We start from the raw sequence: 18,468 nt of genomic DNA on the forward strand, positions 1-18,468 counted from the left end.
CCATTCTCTTAAATCCCTACCGTATAAAGGAATTAAATCAAGAGAATACTAGTACAATCACGATTACCCAGGAGGAATCACGAGATGCATACGGTTTGGAAAGGTGCTATTAGCTTCGGACTTGTTCATGTGCCTGTGAAAATGTTTTCGGCTACGGAAGATAAGGATATCTCCATGCGTTATATACATAAAACTTGTATTACACCACTCTCCTATGTACGTAAATGCCAGACTTGTGAGAAGGAAGTAGAGTGGGAGGAAATTTCCAAAGGATACGAGTATGAACCAGGACGTTTCGTTATTTTTGAGAAGGATGAATTGGAAACGATCTCGGGTGAAGCGAATAAGGAGATCAAGATTCTGGATTTCGTCAACTTGACAGATATTGATCCGGTTTATTTTCAAAAGACTTACTATCTAGGGCCTGGAGATACAGGGGCTGGCGCCTATCATTTGCTGCTGGATTCCATGCGTCAAACCGGCAAAATCGGCATCGCCAAAGTCTCGATCCGTTCCAAAAGCTCACTGGCCGCCATTCGGGTTATTGAGAATTGCCTCGCTATGGAAACTATTTTTTACCCGGATGAGATTCGTCCGATTTCTCAAGTTCCCAACCTTCCTGAGAAAGTCACCGTGAACGAGCGTGAAATGGAAATGGCAAAGATGCTCATCAGCCAGCTATCGACACCTTTTGAACCTGAAAAGTATAAAGATGAGTACCGCGGCCGTTTGTTGGAAGCAATCGAGCATAAAGTGGCTGGAGAAGAAGTACAAGCTGCCCCTACGCTGCAGAAAACGAGCGTTATTGATCTCATGGCCGCGCTGCAGGCGAGTCTCGACGCCACGAAACCGACGGATGGAAAAGTAGCATTAGGTGAGGACGCCAGTGTCACTGAGGTCAAGAAGCCGAAAGCGAAACCGAGAGCCAAAAAAGTCAAAGAACCGGTAACGTGAATGTGAATAGGACGCAAATAAAGCGCTGATTCTTGATATTCAAGGATTAGCGCTTTTGCTTTGTTCTGTTGTATCATCTACATATTCTGTGCGAAGGTGCAATCCGCTAGATCCATTTGAACGAAAGCTTGAATGCTGGGATGCCTCATCGTTCCGTGGGGAGTCCATTCAAGAAATTGGATTTTTGCCGTTAACTTGGGTTGGATCCAAATGGCTTCTTTGCTCCGTTCAGGCTCGTTTATAAATGGCTTTTGTGACGTCGTCATCGGTTCAACGAGCTTCGTCAATTGACGCCAATCTTCCCTGCTTAGTTTCCCTGTACCGGCGTGACCTATATAAATAAAACGGCCTTCTTTATCGTATAACCCCAGCAATATCGCATTGACAACTCCCGCCCTCGTCGTTACCCCGCCAATCACAGCAAATAGGTCGCGAAAAATCTTCTTCTTCATCCAACGGCTGTCTTTTCCCCCAATGGCATAAGCACTGTTGAGATCCTTGCACACAACCCCCTCCATGCCGTGCTCCTTCATAACATCGAAGAGTTTGTTGCCATCAACAATGTTTTGCGTAAGTTGAAATTGGGGCAAGGGGGTAATCACTTCATGGAGGATCTTCTGTCTCTCTGATAATGGCTTATCCACGATCCAATTGTCATTGTACATGAGGATATCAAAAATCATATAAGTAATGGGCGTCTGCGTGACGGCTCTATCAATACTTTGGCTTTTTCGTAAAGATTCCCTCTTCATAATCTCATGAAAGGCAGGTTTCTTTTGATCAAATGCAATGATTTCCCCGTCTAAAATGACGGAAGAAGCCGAACAATATGTTTTTATTTCTAGCAGCTCGGGGTACTGTTTGGTACGGTCATTACATCTGCGATTCACTAAACGAACTTCATTTCCATCATAATAAGTTAACATTCTGACGCCGTCCCATTTTATCTGGGCCACCCAGCTACTTGATGTTGGAATCTTTTCCGTGCTGATCGGCTCGAAAGGAAATACAGGCTTAAGTTCCATGTGGTTCTCCCATGTTTGATATGTTCTCTTCATTGTTGCCATTATTGAAATAGAACAAACCAAAAATACTAGCTGCCAAGGTGATCAATATTTACTTCAAGCCAAGTTCGCTAAAAAAACATGTTGTACTTTGTACAACAATAAGCAAGCAAATCCGCGTTATTCTCAGAATTGTTGCATAAAATACACCATTTACTGCTAAAAGTAGCCCCATAGCATGGAATATGGCTTTATAGAATTGTTGTACAAAATACAACATCTACAGCTTGATGAGAAGAAACGAAAGAAATGGTTGTACACTGTACAACTTTCGCTCTTAATACGCCGATAAAAGCTAGACTCACAAGCATCCTAATCATCCTTCTACCTTCAAATAAACAGCAAACCCTCATCCATCATATAATTAGGTAATTATATAAGCATTGACAAATGAATAGGTAATTGAGAAAATGACAATGAAATTTCTTGTACTTTACGCCTTACGAAGGAGCGTGCATCTTTGGTTGAAATAGATAAAATCGCGGACGTTTGCAAGCTGTTGGGGGATAAAATGCGGCTCACGATTCTTTCGCTTCTTAAGGAACGCGAGCTTTGCGTGTGCGAAATCGTGGAAATCATGCATACCAGCCAGCCTAATGTGAGCCAACATATGCGGAAATTAAAGGACGGCGGCTTGGTTAAGGAAGCTAAGAGAGGGCAATGGGTATATTACTCGTTAAACATTGACGATAAGCCTTATTTGCACGAATTATTTCAACATTTGCCTTATCAAAAAGAAAAGGTAGATCTCATGTCTTGCGAGCAGCCCAAATGCTGCGACTAGTAGATGTTTACTAATTAGGAGGTTTAGGAGGATCCATGGTTTATTTAGCAGTTATCATCTTTTTACTTACGCTGACCTTCGTCATTTGGCAGCCTAGAGGGCTGAATATTGGCTGGTCCGCATCAGCAGGTGCCATTCTTGCGCTGCTCTTTCAGGTTGTTTCTCTGAATGACGTCGTCACTGTAACAGGCATTGTTTGGAATGCGACGTTGGCTTTTGTCGCGATTATTCTGATCTCTCTCATTTTGGACAACATTGGATTCTTCGAATGGTCGGCTCTACATATGGCACGCATTGCCAAAGGGAACGGGAAGGTCATGTTCATCTATGTCATCCTGCTCGGTGCCGCTGTTGCCGCATTTTTCGCCAATGACGGCGCCGCGCTGATTCTAACGCCAATCGTTCTGGCCATGGTTCGCGCCTTGAAATTCCCGGATAAAATGATTCTGCCGTTCGTTATGGCCAGTGGTTTTATCGCGGACACGACATCCCTTCCCTTTGTTGTGAGCAACTTGGTGAACATCGTATCGGCTGACTTTTTCGGTATTGATTTTGTCACTTATACTAGTCGAATGTTTGTTACAAGTCTTTTCGCATTAGGTGCAAGTTTGCTTGTACTGTTTCTCTATTTTAGAAAAGACATTCCTCAAAACTATGATGTCACTCAACTTAAACGTCCATCCGAAGCGATTAAAGATATTAAGCTATTCCGTTTATCTTGGCTGATTCTCGGCATCCTGTTGGTTGCTTACTTAATCAGTGGATTCATTAAAATCCCCGTTTCCATCATTGTTGGTGCCGCTGCACTTAACTTCATAGTGATTGCCCGATCAAGCAAAGTGATTGAAACCAAAAAGATCATCAAAGACGCGCCATGGGCTGTCGTGATTTTTTCAATCGGCATGTACGTGGTTGTTTATGGATTGAAAAATGCTGGCTTAACGGATGCTCTTGGAGAACTGATTGAAACCATTTCTGGACAAGGCTTATTTGCAGCCACTATTGGGATGGGCTTCCTGGCCGCTATCCTTTCCTCGGTTATGAACAACTTACCGACAGTTCTGATTGATGCGCTAGCGATCCAGGGCACTCAAACAGAGGGAATCATTCGTGAAGCTCTCATCTATGCCAATGTCATCGGTTCCGATTTAGGGCCTAAAATTACCCCAATCGGCTCGCTGGCGACTTTATTATGGCTCCATGTCCTATCCAAAAAAGGTGTGAAAATCACCTGGGGGTACTATTTTAAAATAGGCATCATCCTTACGATTCCAACTTTGTTAATCACGTTAATTGGTCTGTACCTATGGTTAAACGTAGTATCATAATCAACCTATAAGGAGATGTTCACGATGGACAAAAAAATCGTATATTTTCTATGCACGGGAAATTCTTGCCGGAGTCAAATCGCAGATGGTTATTTGAAAGCTCTGGGCAGCGACAAATATGAAGTGAAGAGTGCCGGACTAGAAGCCCACGGCCTAAACCCAAGAGCGATTGCCACGATGAAAGAGGACGGCATTGATATCTCTAATCATACTTCTGATGTGATCGACCCCGAAATTTTGAGTCAAGCGGATTACATCATTACATTGTGCGGTCATGCCAATGACAACTGCCCTGTTGTGCGTAATGATAAAGCCGAAAGATGGCATTGGGGCTTCGATGACCCGGCCAAAGCAACGGGAACCGAAGAAGAAATTACAGCCAAATTCCGCGAGGTTCGCGATGCCATTAAAGCTCGTATTACGCAGTTTGTAAAAGAAGGTAACTAAGATGATCAAACGAATGCACGTCGCGGTGAATTGTTCCGATCTTCATAAATCGTTAGATTTTTACCGTGCTTTCTTCGGCGCTGAACCGACGAAAGTCAAAGACAACTACGCGAAATTCGAGCTTGAGAGTCCCGCTCTTCACTTCTCTTTGAATGTCAGACCGTTCGAGAAAAACGGCGTGCTCAATCATTTGGGATTCCAAGTGGATAACACGGAAGTCGTCCTGCAGATGGGTGAGCGTTTGAGACAAAGCGGCCTTCTGCTCACCGACGAAATGAACACGACCTGCTGTTATGCCGTTCAAGATAAGGTTTGGGTATATGATCCCGACGGCAACGCTTGGGAAATCTTTTATACCAAGGAAGATTCCGAATTTGAATCCGCGGGAGAGCCTTTGGATGCCTCATTATGCTGCGCACCACCGTCCGCACCTGTAAAGGCAACTATAGAATTCATGCCATTTAAGAAAAAATAAGGAGGGCTTATCTATGCCGAAAAATTATCAAGCCTTAATCGAGGATAAAATCTTCTTTGGCGGTGCCTCTGACGTTGAGGACATGGTCAAGAATGAGAACGTTGAAGTGATTGTTGATCTACGTGGAGAAGCTACGGAGTGTGCTTTCCCAGCTGGTAACGTCGAATGGATTCAAGTACCCCTTGGAGACAACGCAGAAGGACCACAGGATCAGCTTTTCCAGCAAGCAATCGATCATGTTGTAGAAGCTTATAAAAGCGGCAAAAAGGTTGGCTTTCACTGTGGCGGCGGCAAAGGCCGTACCGGCGCAGTAGCCATTGGGACTTTGATTACACTGGGCAAAAGCCAATCTATCGAAGAAGCGGAGAAAATCGCTCAAAGCATTCGCCCTGTCGTGAATGTTAGGGCCCCTCAACGTGAGGCTCTAGAGAAAATATTTAATAAATAAACCATAAAAACCAGACCCCTGAGCAATTAATAATTGCTTAGAGGTCTGGTTTTTTGCTATTCCTTAACGCCGTTTATCTTTCAATAATTTGCTCGCGTTTCGGTCCAATGGAGACCCAGCGAATAGGTACACCAATCATTTTCTCAATGTGAATTACATAATTTTGAGCTTCAATAGGGAGATCACTAAAGGTGCGAATATGTGAAATGTCACATTTCCAACCCGGCAGCTTTTCATAGACTGGCTCTGCTTGCTGTAATTGTGAGGTATGCGGGAAATCCATGCAAATCTCATTTTCAATGCGATAAGCGCTGCATATTGGAATCTCCTCCAGATAGCCCAGCACATCTAGATTGGTTAGGGCGACCTCGGTTGCTCCCTGCAGACCACAGCCATACTTAGTCGCAACAGCATCGAACCATCCCACACGCCTTGGCCTACCGGTTGTTGCACCGAATTCTCCCGCATCCCCGCCACGCGTGCGTAACTCATGAGCGGCCTCTGCGTGAATTTCAGATACAAATGGCCCTTCGCCGACACAGCTTGAATAGGCCTTCGTTACAGCGACAACTTTCTTGATGGCGTATGGAGGAACTCCTGCGCCAACAGCAGCGTATCCAGCCAATGTGGATGAAGATGTCGTATAAGGATAAATACCATGGTCTGGATCTCGCAACGCTCCTAATTGTCCCTCAACTAATACCGATTGTCCTTTTGCTAATGCCTCTTGCAGCAATGCTGTCGTATTGCATACAAATGGCTCAATGAATGCCGCTTGCTTCTGCACTTCATCAACAAGCTGATCTACATCCAGGGGAGCCTTTTTATATAAATGAGTGAGAAGTATATTTTTGGACTCTAATGCCCTATTTAACTTTGATCTTAAATGACTTTCATCAAATAATTCGGATACTTGTATGCCCAGCTTCGCATATTTATCCGCATAGAATGGCGAGATCCCTTGCTTGGTTGACCCAAACTTCCTATCCCCTAAACGTTCCTCCTCTAATTCATCGAAAAGAATGTGATAAGGAAGCACGACTTGCGCGCGTTCAGAAATACATATCTTTGGCTCAGGTACGCCCCGCTTCACTAATTCTTGAAATTCACTTTGGAGCTTACTCATATTTAAGGCAACACCTGGTCCAATGACGTTCGTGGTTCCAGGATAGAAAACTCCGGAAGGCAGCATATGCAAAGCAAATTTGCCATAGTCGTTAATGATCGTATGCCCCGCATTGCTCCCTCCTTGGTATCTAACTACAAACTGGGAATGAACAGCAAGCACATCTGTTAACTTCCCCTTGCCTTCGTCGCCCCAATTCGCTCCTACAATAGCTGTAATCGTCATCTTAAGATCAGCCTCCCATTGAAATAACTCCATACAACTAAGTATAATGACAATATTAATATTAAAAAAATTAATATTACTAATATTAGATATTAACAGTATTAATGTCATGGAGTTGAACGAACGATGATTCACAATATGGAACTATATCAAGTCTTCTATATCACGGCAAAAGCGGGAAGTCTGTCCAAGGCAGCTGATGAACTATTTGTTACACAACCAGCTGTTACGCATTCGATTAAGCAATTGGAGGCAAAATTGGGTGGGCAATTATTTTTCCGCACATCCCGAGGAGTGACATTAACAACGGAGGGCCGCGAGCTTTTCACCTATATTGAGCAGGCTTATCATTTTATTCTGAATGGTGAAAGAAAGATTACGGAGATGCATCAGCTTACGCACGGAGAGGTGAAAATTGGAGCCGGTGATACGCTTTGTAAACATTTTCTATTGCCGCATCTTAAACAGTTCCACGAATCGTTCCCTAAAGTAAAGATACAAGTAACAAACAGAACCACAACTGAGACGATTACTCTGCTAAAAGAGGGGAAAATTGACCTAGGTATCGTCAATCTCCCTATTTCCGACCCTCATATTTCAATTCAAGAAAGCATAGTCATTCACGACTGTTTCTTAACAGGGGCAGCGTACAAGCAGCTTGCAGAAACCCCCATTTCACTTCAGAAGTTGCTCGAGCATCCGATTATCCTACTTGAAAAGGGCAGCAGCACTCGTGCCTACTTAGATCATTTTGCAGAAGGGTATGGTTTGTCCATGAAGCCAGAGATTGAGCTTGGAAGTGTTGATTTACTAATCGAATTTGCTAGAAATGGCTTTGGTATAGCTTGCGGAATTAAAGAGTTTGTCAATCAAGAACTATTGGACGAAACATTGTATGAAATTCAGTTAACAACGCCTATCCCAGCCAGAAAAGTGGGTATTATTAAATTAAAGAGCACACCCCTTTCTGCTGCAGCCACTCATGTGTATGATACTTTAAGACAAATGTGAAAAAGTGCTAACTTATTGCAGTTAGCACTTTCTTTTTATGCCATAGCTGACTGCTAAAGCTCCGACAAATAGTTTTTCACAGCTTCGACAGCTTCTTTCCTATTTCCAGCCCTGATAACGACTCGGTCTTGTTCATATCGCTTCATCGCATGCTCATAGCGCGGGTCATAGTAATGCGTCAGAAGCAGCCTGACGGCGTTCTCATAGTGCTGTTCTTGAAGATTGGTCTCAATTTCTTTGGCTATGGGTGTATGGATGCGGTTTTTAATATGCTTAAACGCATGTAGAATATCCGGCTGATTTTCGAAAGGTTTATAATCCTCGATAATATGCTGAACACGTTCTTCGATAGGTATTTCTATAAAAATCTGCGTGGCAGCTTCTTTTTTTTGAACGATAAACTCAGGAAGAACAACTTTGCCTATTCGCTTGCTTTCTCCCTCTATTAAAACGTAAGGCGCTGATTCAAGCTTCAGCAGTTGTCTGACGAGTAAGGATTCGAATGTTTTTTGGTTATGAGATTTCAAACCAATTTCTCCAAAAATGGAGCCTCTGTGGCCCGCCATCCCTTCAAAATCCAAGACAGGATAGCCCTCTTCCAGAAGACTGCGCAAAATAGCTGTTTTCCCCGTTCCCGTGTTTCCCAGAATAACATGTGCAGGAGGCTTAAAATCTCCAAGCTGCTCTAGTGTACTTACAACCCACTTCCGATAAGCCCGGATACCTCCGGTCAACCGGTAAACCCGAATGCCCATCAGCGACAAAACGGTTGCTGTTGTTCTACTTCTCATTCCGCCGCGCCAACAGAAAACGACCTTCGGTTCCTTGATTTGCTCGAAAGTCTTCACATAAGCGGGCAGCTTCGCAGAAACGATCTCCAGCCCTCTATCCTTAGCTGCTTGTACGCTCACTTGCTTATATAGGGTACCTATCTCGGCGCGCTCTGCATCCTCAAATATGGGAATATTCAAGCTGCCGGGGAACGTGCCATCTTCAAATTCGGATGAGGAACGGACATCGATCGTAGTGATCTCTTTTTTATGCTGCAGGGTTAGTAATTCTTCGATGGTGATGTCTTGAAACAATGGATTTTCGCTCCTTTAACGTACAACAATGCGTCCGGGATGTTCTGTCGTGATATCGCCAATCAAGCTCGCTTCTACGCCTGCATCCTTCAGTTTGCTAAGCAATTCATCCGCCTGCTCTCCATCGACAGAGATGAGGAGTCCGCCTGAGGTGACTGCGTCGCATAAAATCCATTGGCTAATTTGATCCAAAGATTCAGCAAATGTGATCGATTCCTGTACATGAGCGAAGTTATTCTTGGTGCCCCCAGGAACGAATCCTTCTTCGGCAAGCTCTCGCACTCGCGGCAATACAGGTACATCTTCCGCAGTAATGCGAATACCTACGCCGCTGCCTTTGGCCATCTCCAGAGAATGTCCCATCAAACCAAAGCCCGTCACATCTGTGCAGGCATGAACGTTATAAGGCTCCATCGTTTCCGCTGCGACCTTATTCAGCGTTGCCATCACCTGCGTGACTCGCTCAATTTCTTCCTCATTCAGTCGATCTTTTTTGATCGAGGTTGTCAGAATGCCAACGCCAATCGGCTTCGTTAAGATCAATTTATCTCCAGGCTTAGCCCCTGCATTGGTGCGAATTTTCCCTGGGTGCACTAATCCCGTGACGGCAAGTCCAAATTTCGGCTCGTTATCATCAATGGAATGACCACCTACTAGTGTAATTCCTGCTTCCTGCATTTTATCCCCAGCGCCACGCAAAATATCGGCAAGCACTTGCTTGGGAAGCGTTTTAATCGGAAAAGCAACAATGTTTAATGCCGTTAATGGCTTACCGCCCATCGCATAAATATCACTGATGGCATTCGCAGCAGCCACTTGTCCGAATGAATAGGGGTCGTCAACGATCGGAGTGAAGAAATCTACGGTTTGAACGAGTGCAAGCTCTTCACTTAATTTATAAACCCCTGCATCATCGCTAGTATCTATCCCAACAAGAAGATTTGGGTTGGCAACTGTAGTCGGCAAAGATTTTATCACTTGAGAAAGATCTCCCGGACCGATTTTGCATCCGCATCCACCTTTCGTGGAGTAAGACGTTAGTTTGATTTTATCCCCTGTTGTCATCTGGCATCTATCCCTTCATCATTTTCACGCTATGTATGTATCCATGATAACCGATTTAACGCCAATCATAAAATAAAAACGAACATCTCTAATCCGTGAGCTGAATCACAGAGCAGAAATGTTCGTTTTTCGCCATCAACGTTTCGTATGCAGCGACTTCAAGTTCGCTTCAATAGACGCACGTTGGTTCTCTAAAAATGGCGGAAGGGAAAGCGATTCACCCAGTGTCTCAAGGGGTTCATCCGTAGCAAAGCCCGGACCATCGGTCGCTAGTTCAAAGAGAATACCATTCGGCTCGCGGAAGTACAAAGAACGGAAGTAAAATCGTTCTACAAAGCCAGAGTTAGGTAATCCAGCTTTGTTAAGGATTTCAACCCAAGCCAGCAGTTCTTCCTTGTCTTCAATACGGAAAGCAACGTGATGAACGCCGCCGCTGCCTTGACTTGTAACCGGCAAATCGCTGCGCGGCTCGACTTGGACTTCGGCCCCTGACCCACCTTCGCCTACTTGCATGACAATGATATCTTCCTGTCCTTTAGTCAGTGCCGGAATGCGTTCTTTCTCTGTGAAGCCTAGTAATCGAAGCGCTGTCAGTGTGGATTCCGGTTTCCGCACGGTCAGCAGCACTGGGCCTAGTCCGGTAATACCGTATGAGACCGGAACCGGACTTTTTTCCCACGGCGTTCCGCCTTTAACACCAGTATTATTTTCATCGGAAACGATGGCTAGCTGCTGACCTTCCGGATCCTCGAAAAAAACGACTTTACGTCCCGCAAAATCCTCCACAGGGGAGTATTTTACCCCGTGTTCCTTGAATCGCTCTACCCAATACGAAAGCGCGTCGTCATTTGCTACACGAAGAGATGTACCTGAAATACTGCCTACTCCTAAGACATTAGGCCCAACTCCCGGAAAATCAAAGAAGGTGAGCTCTGTTCCCGGATTTCCCTTTTCATCCCCATAAAATAAATGATAAGCCGTTGTATCATCTTGATTGACTGTTTTCTTGACAAGCCGCATGCCAAGCACCTCGGTGTAGAACTGAAAATTCGCTGCTGCATTCCCTGTCATCGCGGTTACATGATGAATACCTTTTACGTTCAAATCTTTCCGTCCTCTCTAAAAAAGCATAGACCTCTGATCAAACACAACTGGTAGTTTAACCTTAACCTATTCGTAGTATGAGCTACGAAGTGCCCAGTATCTTCTTCCCGCGCGGCTGCAAACCATTCGGATCCGGTTCTAACGTAACGCCAAAGGAATCAATTTGGAAATCCTTCACCTTCACAGGGATGCTGTATGTCAGCACACCAGTACCCTTCTCGTCTACACGGAGCGTTCCGCAATTGTATCGCTTCCCGCTTCGGTTATACCACACCTGATAGGCCCAATCCCCTTGGGTTTTCTTGAGACCTTGCAAATTAATGACCACATTGTGGATATCGCCATTTTGCAGCACATAAGCTGTGCCGGAAGCTGTTGGCATTGTACTTTCGACGGATTTCAATTGAAACGTATGCACGATTTCCGCAGGTTGATTTAAGATGGGGTTGGCTGAAAAGTTTTTAGGTTGTTGATTGTTCCACCATACGCCTACAACGAGGCCTAAGATAATGGCAGCAGCCCCGCCATACACCCATTTGAACGAACGTTTCTTCTTCTTTTTCTTGATGGCCTTCAATTGGGTTGGGATAATAGACTGCATAACCTGTTGCTTCAAATCCGAGGGGACTTCTACTTCCTCCATCTCAAAAGGAAGTGCCTGCCAGACCTCCTGCAGCTCGCTTAATTCTTCCCGGCATGTGACACAAGTTCGCAGATGCCGTTCGAAAGCAGCGCGTTCCCACTCCGTGCAGTCACCTGTCAAATAATTGACAAGATAACTGCATTCCACAGTCTCCTGTTCTTTCATTACGTCATCCCTCCCTCAATGATGTCAGATGCTTCCGAAGTATTTTTAAACCTTGATGCAAACGGCTTTTTATCGTACCAAGCGGCTCATTCGTTTGAGTTGCAATTTCGCTTAGAGAATAGCCCTGCCAGTACATCATGTCGATCAATTGAATTTGGCTATCCGACAAATGCACATAAGCCTCTTGAATTTGCTCTCCTATCCATTTACGTGACATAACCGATTCTGGATCAGGATCGCTCGAAATGAGCGTATGTTCCCATTCTCTGGGCTCAAATTGGATCACTTGATCGAGTCTGCGCTTCTTGCGCAAGCAATCGATGGTGATATTACGAGTAACCGTGATCACCCAATTGACGAATGCACCTTTGCTTGCGTCAAAGCCCTTTTCTGTGGTCCATAGACGTGTGAAAACAAGCTGAACAATTTCTCTGGCCGCTTGCTCTTCCTTCATGGATTTCAGCGCAAATGAATACACCAGCTTCGCATAGCGATCGTATAGCTCTTCTAAGGCAGGATGATGCTTAGCCATCACCAGCTTCATGAGCTCACCATCTGTTCGATTTCGCATAATTCGGTACACCCCGAGTCGAAATGAAGTTTATTATCTTTCTACCTTATCGCCAGCTAGACTTCTTGGCAATAGCTTTATAGAAAAATAGCGCCCCAACGTCGCTGAATCTGCCAGCATGTTGGAGCGCAATAAACCTACAGGGTCGACGTAATAAACCTACAGGGTTGACAAGGAAAGTTATCTTGCTGTGGTTTGAGCTGGATCGAGGACGAACCAGACCTTTCCTACATTTTGCCCCGTTGTTTCACCGGGGTTGTGATCTTTGATCCAGTAGTAAAGCGGCCAGCCTTTATAGGTGCTTTGTTTCGTGCCATCGTTTCGAGTAAGGGTACCGAAATCGCTGCTAGCTAGATCCGAGGAAACCGTAAGGTTCGCATCATAGAAGATCGGCCAGTTAACCAAACATTGGCCTACACAAGAGTTAGGGTCCGCTTTATCTTTCGTAAACAAGTACAAAGCCATACCATTTGCATCCACCAAATATGTGCCAAGAGCATCCGATTTACTTGTTTTTACAGATGTATTCGCCGTCTTGGTGCCACTGAATTTCGCAGGATCAATCACGTACCAGACTTTACCAACATCCTGACCTAACGTGTCCCCCATTTTCTTATCATCCACCCAATAGTACAGAGGGAAACCTTTGTACGTTGTTTGCAGTTTGCCATCTGCACGAATGAGAGTGCCGAAATCTGCAGAATTAACTCCCGTTGGAGGCGCAATATTCGGTGCGTAGAATAATGGCCATTTCTCCAAGCATTTGCCGGAGCAATTGCTGACGCCCTTCGTATCTTTATCATAGTAGTAGAGTGCCATACCGTTTGCATCTGTCAAATAATTGCCAAGATCGGTTTTGGTGCCTAGCGCCAACCCGCCGTTCGAGGGTTTAATAACGAACCAGACCTTACCAACGTTATCTCCTGTGGTATCTCCGGCTTTTTGATCCTTGACGAAGTAGTATAAAGGCCAACCCTTATAGGTCAGTTGTTCTTTGCCGTCAGCACGCACGAACACTTTGAAATCCGCTGCGCTAAACTCAGCAGGAACCGTGAAATTATTGCCGTTAAAGATCGGCCAGTTGGTCAAACATTGACCCACACAAGAGTTAACATCTGCTGCATCCTTGGTAAAATAGTAAAGCGTCATTCCTTTGGAATCCGTTAGATAGCTACCCAACGTATCGCTTTGCTTCAAGCTGAGTTCTGCGTTCCCCAGCACTTCTAGCTTAGTCGCACTGATTTTACCTTTATCCGTCAAATCGGCACCTAGCGTTTTCGTAGTTCCTTTGATTGGCACCTTCAGTGCTTCGATAGTTGCTGTAGCGATATGTAAGTTTTTGAATTGCTTCACATTAGTTATCTTCGATAAGCCATTTTTCCCGGCAAAGGTAAATACGTTCGCATACTCGAAATCCGTGCCTTGTGTGTAACCTAGTGATTCCAACAGCACCTTATAATACTGCTGCGCAGTAATTCCGGCGAGCGGTTCGAATTTATCGTCTCCAGTTCCTTGCCAGCCTAGCCCTGGATTCGCTTTCAAATAACCTAGAATTGCTTGGTTCTCTTTGGAAACGCCGCTAGCATCCTTAAAGCTAGTCGTTCCGGTGAAAGCTAACGCTTCGGCTTCCAATCCTTTTAATCTTAGGGACATCACCGCGGCTTGCAGCCTTGTAGTTGGCTTGTTTAAGTAATCAGCCGTTAACCCATTGCCCTCTCCTTGGAGGATACCAATATCCCCAGCTATATCCGTTTCGGATTTGACCTTCAGAGGCTCAGCCGCGACAGCTGATAGAGCCGTCACTCCCGCCATAAGACCTAGTAACACTAGGGAAGATACCCATACTTTTTTAAAATTACCCATGCTCGATTACTCCTCCTTAAATTTTCTATCTAAGGTAACGACGAGGAGCTGCAAGCGGTTTTACCGTTTGTGAAGAGGTGGACATTTATTTATTTTTAAGCGACAAAACGGTACCAAGAAAAGTGCTGCATGTGATGAAGGCTTGGTTTTCGAGCTTTCACACCTACGCCACACCCTCCACCTCAGCTGAATGCTCGAATATCGACTTCTCAACCTTCAAATGACAACCTTCCACGTTCTATCTACTTTTTGGCACGTTTTCCGAGTCCAATGTCAGTCACTACTCAGCGAAAGCTCGGTTTTCGAGTTCTCACCTTTGCTGAGAAGTCCGAAAATGACTTCTCGAAGGTAGAAGGATGCTTGTTAACTACAAATGTATGCCGAGAGAGCCGAAATGGACTTCTCACCGTCGCAAAAGTAACTAAGTGTTGCTGAGAAGTCCGAAAACGACTTCTCGAAGCCAGAATGATGCTTCTTACCCCACAAATGTATGCCGAGAGAGCCGAAATGGACTTCTCACCGTCGCAAAAGTAACTAAGTGTTGCTGAGAAGTCCGAAAACGACTTCTCGAAGCCAGAATGATGCTTCTTACCCCACAAATGTATGCCGAGAGAGCCCAAATGGACTTCTCAACCTCCAAACGCCCACCTCGTCACGGTTCTCACTATATTAAGCTCATATAAAACTCAACTGTCAGGTTTTGTTCTTTTGCGCAAAAAACCACCCCACCGTCAAAGGACGAATGGGATGGCTTTTTAAGAAAGAATAGGATGGTTGAACCTACTCTTATTGGAAAAATTTCACGCGGTCTTCAAGCGGTTGAAACTCTTTATCTCCCGGTGTAAAGGTTGGTTTACCGAACGGCATTTGGGCAATCAGCTTCCACTTGCTTGGAAGGTTCCACGTTTGTGTAACTTCCTCGTTGATCAATGGATTGTAGTGCTGCAGCGATGCGCCAAGACCTTCTTGCTCCAGTGCCGTCCAGACTACAAATTGCAGCATGCCTGAGGATTGGTTGGACCAGATCGGGAAATTGTCAGCATAAGCAGCAAATTGCTTTTGCAGATTCTCGACTGTCGTCTCATCTTCAAAGAACAATACAGTTCCATACCCGCTTTTGAAACTATCGATACGTTCCTCTGTTGGCGCGAAGCTGTCAGCAGGTACGATCTTTCTCAGTGTTTCCTTCGTAATGTTCCACAATTTATCGGATTGCTCGCCGAATAAGACAACAACTCTTGCGCTTTGTGAGTTAAAAGAGGACGGTGTATGTTTCACAGCCTCGTTCACAATCTCTTGGATGCGTTCATTCGAAACGACCACTTCTTTACTCAGTCCATAGTACGTACGTCTTTCCTTTACTGCAGCTAAAAATGAGTTACTCAAATTTATCTCTCCTCCGTTTCTATCATCTGATAGAATTAAGTTTTATATACAAATAGGAATTACCTTCTACTTCATACGTTACTTACTAAATGTTATTTACTTTTATTATTATCATGTTAATCCAACTTTTTGTCAAGCATAATTTCATTACCTTTCAACAAGCCGTTTAAGTTTGAGATCCCTCCCCACAGGGAATAATCGGATGTAAATCCATATTAGGAGGGACGAATTTACATGGCGGTCACAACCAAAGGAACACTGCTCGTGGAAGGGCATGAGCTGACTATTACGAACCCAAACAAGCTTTTATGGGCTGAAACGGGCATTACCAAGGCCGATTATCTCGCTAAATTAACGGAGTTGTCTCCTTTCCTGCTGCGCTATTGCCGTAATCGCCACTTAACAACCATTCGTTTCCCTAACGGGTATAATGAAAAGTCCTTTTATCAAAAAAATGCCCCCGATCCGGTACCTAGCTTCGTGAAGCTGGCGCCGCTGGATGGCATTAATTACATCAATCTAGACTCGTTACCCACCCTAATTTGGCTGGGCAATTTGGCTTGCTTGGAGTTTCATCCATCCTTCCACCGTATTGGCGAGACGCTGCCAGCAGAATGGGTGATCGATATCGATCCTTCACTAGAGGAAGAGCCGCGTATTATGGAGGCTGCCTACATCATTGGAGAAGTGTTAGATTCCCTGCATATACAGTCGGTTCCCAAAACCTCAGGCGCTACAGGTGTTCAGATCTACATCCCGATTCAGCATGGCTACACATTTGAACAGCTTCGCCGTATCGGTCATTTTATTGGCGCCTTTGTCGTGAAGAAGTATCCCAATCTTTTTACCATCGAAAGGTTCAAGAAAAATCGCGGCGATAAAATCTACGTAGACTACCTGCAGCACTGGTATGGAAAAACATTATCCGCACCTTATACACCGCGCGCCAGAAAGGACGCCTCCGTTTCCACCCCCCTGTTATGGAAAGAGGTTGAGCTTCGTCCTAATATTCGTGATTTCAACCTACATACGGTGATGAACCGATTGAGAACGTATGGTGACCTGATTGAGAAGGTTCCCCTACAAAATTTGAACGCCATCTTAGAGCGTCTTAAATAATATAGTAGCCTTTGACAGAATTACGCTATCAGAACAAAGGGGATAACAAACGGGCAATAACTTCCTTCCCCTTCTCCATCCGAGACCTCATCTCAAATTCGGCTAATTTCAATTCAACACTGTCCTTCAAATCCATTAAAAAGTCAGTCTCTAAACGCTCAATAACATCCTTATTAAACATCACGGCATTCAATTCAAAGTTGCTGAAAAAGCTGCGCATATCCACGTTCGCCGTACCTACTGTAGACATTAAGTGGTCAATAATCATGACCTTGGCGTGCATGAAACCTTTGCGATATAAATAGAACTGAACCCCCGCCTGCATCAGCTCAAGCAGATAGGATCGCGATGCGTACTGAACAATTTGGGAATCTGACTTATAAGGGAGAATAATACGGACATCGACACCGCTGATTACAGCTGTTTTGAGTGCCATAGTGATACTGGGATCCGGAATAAAGTATGGCGTTGTCATGTAAATTCGCTTCTTAGCTGCTATAATACCTGCGAAGAACATCTCCTGAATAGCATCCCAGTGGGCATCTGGACCGCTCGAAATAACCTGGGCCAACGAGGCTTGCGGTTCATTATGCTCAGGAAATAACGATTCTTCAGCCAATCGCTCCCCGCTAACGAACATCCAGTCTGTCATAAAAGTCTGCTGCAAGTAATACACCGAATCACCATGCAGCATCAGATGGGTATCCCGCCAGAAACCTAGCTCTCGATCTTTCCCCAAGTACTCATCGGCAATATTAATACCGCCAACGAACCCCACCAAGCCGTCAACAACAATAATTTTCCGATGATTGCGATAGTTCATTCGTTTATCGAAGAAGGCAATGAGCGGCCGCAAAAAAGGATGCACTTCAACCCCAGCTTGCTTAAACTTATTTATGTAAGCCGTAGAAAGCGTATAGCTCCCTACCCCATCATAAATAACTCTAACCTTGACACCATCCTTCGCCTTACGGATCAGAACTTCTTGAAATCTCAAACCGGTTTCATCATGTTTGATGGTATAAAACTCAAAATGTATATGACTTTTCGCCTGTTCAATCGCCTTTATCATGGCCTCGTAAGTGACTTCCCCATTGGTCAACACTTCAACTCGATTCTTCTGAGTAATGGGAGAACCCGGAATGTTATGAAGCAGTCCACAAAGACGCGGCTCATCGAACAGCTGATATTTCCCCGCATTGTTCGCAATCGCAGCCGATTCCTTATACATCCATTGATGTTTAATTTCATCCATCTTACGACGTCCTTTGCGCCGAACCATTTTCCTTTGGGTATATTCCTTAGCTAAGAAATAGTACATGATAAATCCGATGATTGGAAAAATAAACAAAACGAGCAGCCAGGCTACTGTTTTAGCTGGTCGTTTATATTCGCCGATCAAAATCGTTGCGGTCTGAAAGATGAATAGCAGTAGTAGTATGACAACCCACAACAAAAGCTCCATCTCCTCTACCAAAAAGATAAACGATTTACGTCACCGTTAAGAACGAGCGTCATATTTGCGCGAAAATTTCCCCGCAATTTCTTATCCTGATATCTTTTGCCAAGGGCTTCTCATCTATACCCCTCCAACAGTCTGGGCTC

The 18,468-nt window shown here is 44.7% G+C and carries 18 protein-coding genes; 8 read left to right on the top strand and 10 right to left on the bottom strand.

Features of this window, described 5'->3' with window-relative positions; all coding sequences use genetic code 11:
* Positions 1-84 precede the first annotated feature (84 nt).
* Positions 85-954, top strand: coding sequence for a non-homologous end joining protein Ku (ku, locus tag QFZ78_RS18820; protein ID WP_307549839.1), 870 nt, complete (start codon positions 85-87; stop codon positions 952-954).
* 77 nt (positions 955-1,031) lie between these two features.
* Here ku and QFZ78_RS18825 read toward each other — a convergent pair whose 3' ends face one another.
* A complete protein-coding gene (locus QFZ78_RS18825; RefSeq protein WP_307549841.1) occupies positions 1,032-1,979 on the bottom strand; it encodes an ATP-dependent DNA ligase in 948 nt (315 codons plus the stop codon).
* A gap of 550 nt (positions 1,980-2,529) precedes the next feature.
* Here QFZ78_RS18825 and QFZ78_RS18830 point away from each other — a divergent pair.
* From QFZ78_RS18830 to QFZ78_RS18850, 5 genes are read left to right on the top strand one after another with little or no spacing between them, the layout of a single operon-like run.
* Positions 2,530-2,802 (top strand): ArsR/SmtB family transcription factor, encoded by a 273-nt coding sequence (locus QFZ78_RS18830; protein WP_373461129.1) that lies wholly within the window; start codon positions 2,530-2,532, stop codon positions 2,800-2,802.
* Between the two features lie 35 nt (positions 2,803-2,837).
* Entirely contained in the window at positions 2,838-4,130 is a 1,293-nt protein-coding gene (locus tag QFZ78_RS18835) for an arsenic transporter (RefSeq protein ID WP_307549845.1), read from the top strand.
* A gap of 24 nt (positions 4,131-4,154) precedes the next feature.
* A complete protein-coding gene (gene arsC, locus QFZ78_RS18840) occupies positions 4,155-4,577 on the top strand; it encodes an arsenate reductase (thioredoxin) (RefSeq protein ID WP_307549847.1) in 423 nt (140 codons plus the stop codon).
* A 1-nt stretch (position 4,578) separates the two neighbouring features.
* Positions 4,579-5,052: an ArsI/CadI family heavy metal resistance metalloenzyme gene (locus QFZ78_RS18845; RefSeq protein ID WP_307549849.1), complete on the top strand. Its 474-nt coding sequence runs from the start codon at positions 4,579-4,581 to the stop codon at positions 5,050-5,052.
* A gap of 13 nt (positions 5,053-5,065) precedes the next feature.
* Positions 5,066-5,500, top strand: coding sequence for a protein-tyrosine phosphatase family protein (locus QFZ78_RS18850; RefSeq protein ID WP_307549851.1), 435 nt, complete (start codon positions 5,066-5,068; stop codon positions 5,498-5,500).
* A gap of 73 nt (positions 5,501-5,573) precedes the next feature.
* Here QFZ78_RS18850 and QFZ78_RS18855 read toward each other — a convergent pair whose 3' ends face one another.
* On the bottom strand, positions 5,574-6,851 hold the full coding sequence (locus tag QFZ78_RS18855) for an adenylosuccinate synthase (protein ID WP_307549853.1): 1,278 nt from the start codon (positions 6,849-6,851) through the stop codon (positions 5,574-5,576).
* Positions 6,852-6,977: 126 nt separating this feature from the next.
* Between QFZ78_RS18855 and QFZ78_RS18860 the strand changes: the two genes are divergently transcribed.
* On the top strand, positions 6,978-7,862 hold the full coding sequence (locus QFZ78_RS18860) for a LysR family transcriptional regulator (RefSeq protein ID WP_307549855.1): 885 nt from the start codon (positions 6,978-6,980) through the stop codon (positions 7,860-7,862).
* Positions 7,863-7,915: 53 nt separating this feature from the next.
* Here QFZ78_RS18860 and mnmH read toward each other — a convergent pair whose 3' ends face one another.
* The 7 genes from mnmH to QFZ78_RS18895 all read right to left on the bottom strand — a co-directional run bounded on the left by mnmH (position 7,916) and on the right by QFZ78_RS18895 (position 15,744).
* Entirely contained in the window at positions 7,916-8,947 is a 1,032-nt protein-coding gene (gene mnmH, locus QFZ78_RS18865) for a tRNA 2-selenouridine(34) synthase MnmH (RefSeq protein WP_307549856.1), read from the bottom strand.
* A gap of 15 nt (positions 8,948-8,962) precedes the next feature.
* Complete coding sequence (gene selD / locus QFZ78_RS18870) at positions 8,963-10,012, bottom strand: selenide, water dikinase SelD (protein WP_307549857.1); 1,050 nt, start codon at positions 10,010-10,012, stop codon at positions 8,963-8,965.
* Between the two features lie 135 nt (positions 10,013-10,147).
* Entirely contained in the window at positions 10,148-11,116 is a 969-nt protein-coding gene (locus QFZ78_RS18875) for a ring-cleaving dioxygenase (protein ID WP_307549859.1), read from the bottom strand.
* 82 nt (positions 11,117-11,198) lie between these two features.
* Positions 11,199-11,924, bottom strand: a complete 726-nt coding sequence (locus QFZ78_RS18880; RefSeq protein ID WP_307549861.1) for an anti-sigma factor — start codon at positions 11,922-11,924, stop codon at positions 11,199-11,201.
* Between the two features lie 4 nt (positions 11,925-11,928).
* Positions 11,929-12,495, bottom strand: a complete 567-nt coding sequence (locus QFZ78_RS18885) for a sigma-70 family RNA polymerase sigma factor (RefSeq protein ID WP_057304934.1) — start codon at positions 12,493-12,495, stop codon at positions 11,929-11,931.
* Between the two features lie 180 nt (positions 12,496-12,675).
* Positions 12,676-14,358 (bottom strand): hypothetical protein, encoded by a 1,683-nt coding sequence (locus tag QFZ78_RS18890; protein WP_307549863.1) that lies wholly within the window; start codon positions 14,356-14,358, stop codon positions 12,676-12,678.
* 786 nt (positions 14,359-15,144) lie between these two features.
* A complete protein-coding gene (locus QFZ78_RS18895) occupies positions 15,145-15,744 on the bottom strand; it encodes a nitroreductase family protein (protein ID WP_307549865.1) in 600 nt (199 codons plus the stop codon).
* Between the two features lie 234 nt (positions 15,745-15,978).
* Here QFZ78_RS18895 and ligD point away from each other — a divergent pair, with 234 nt between their 5' ends.
* Positions 15,979-16,863, top strand: coding sequence for a non-homologous end-joining DNA ligase (gene ligD, locus QFZ78_RS18900; protein WP_307549866.1), 885 nt, complete (start codon positions 15,979-15,981; stop codon positions 16,861-16,863).
* Between the two features lie 28 nt (positions 16,864-16,891).
* Here the strand turns inward: ligD and cls are convergent, their stop codons facing one another.
* Complete coding sequence (cls, locus tag QFZ78_RS18905; protein ID WP_307549868.1) at positions 16,892-18,319, bottom strand: cardiolipin synthase; 1,428 nt, start codon at positions 18,317-18,319, stop codon at positions 16,892-16,894.
* Positions 18,320-18,468: the final 149 nt, after the last annotated feature.

The organism is Paenibacillus sp. V4I5 (assembly GCF_030817255.1).
Classification (GTDB): Bacteria; Bacillota; Bacilli; order Paenibacillales; family NBRC-103111; genus Paenibacillus_E.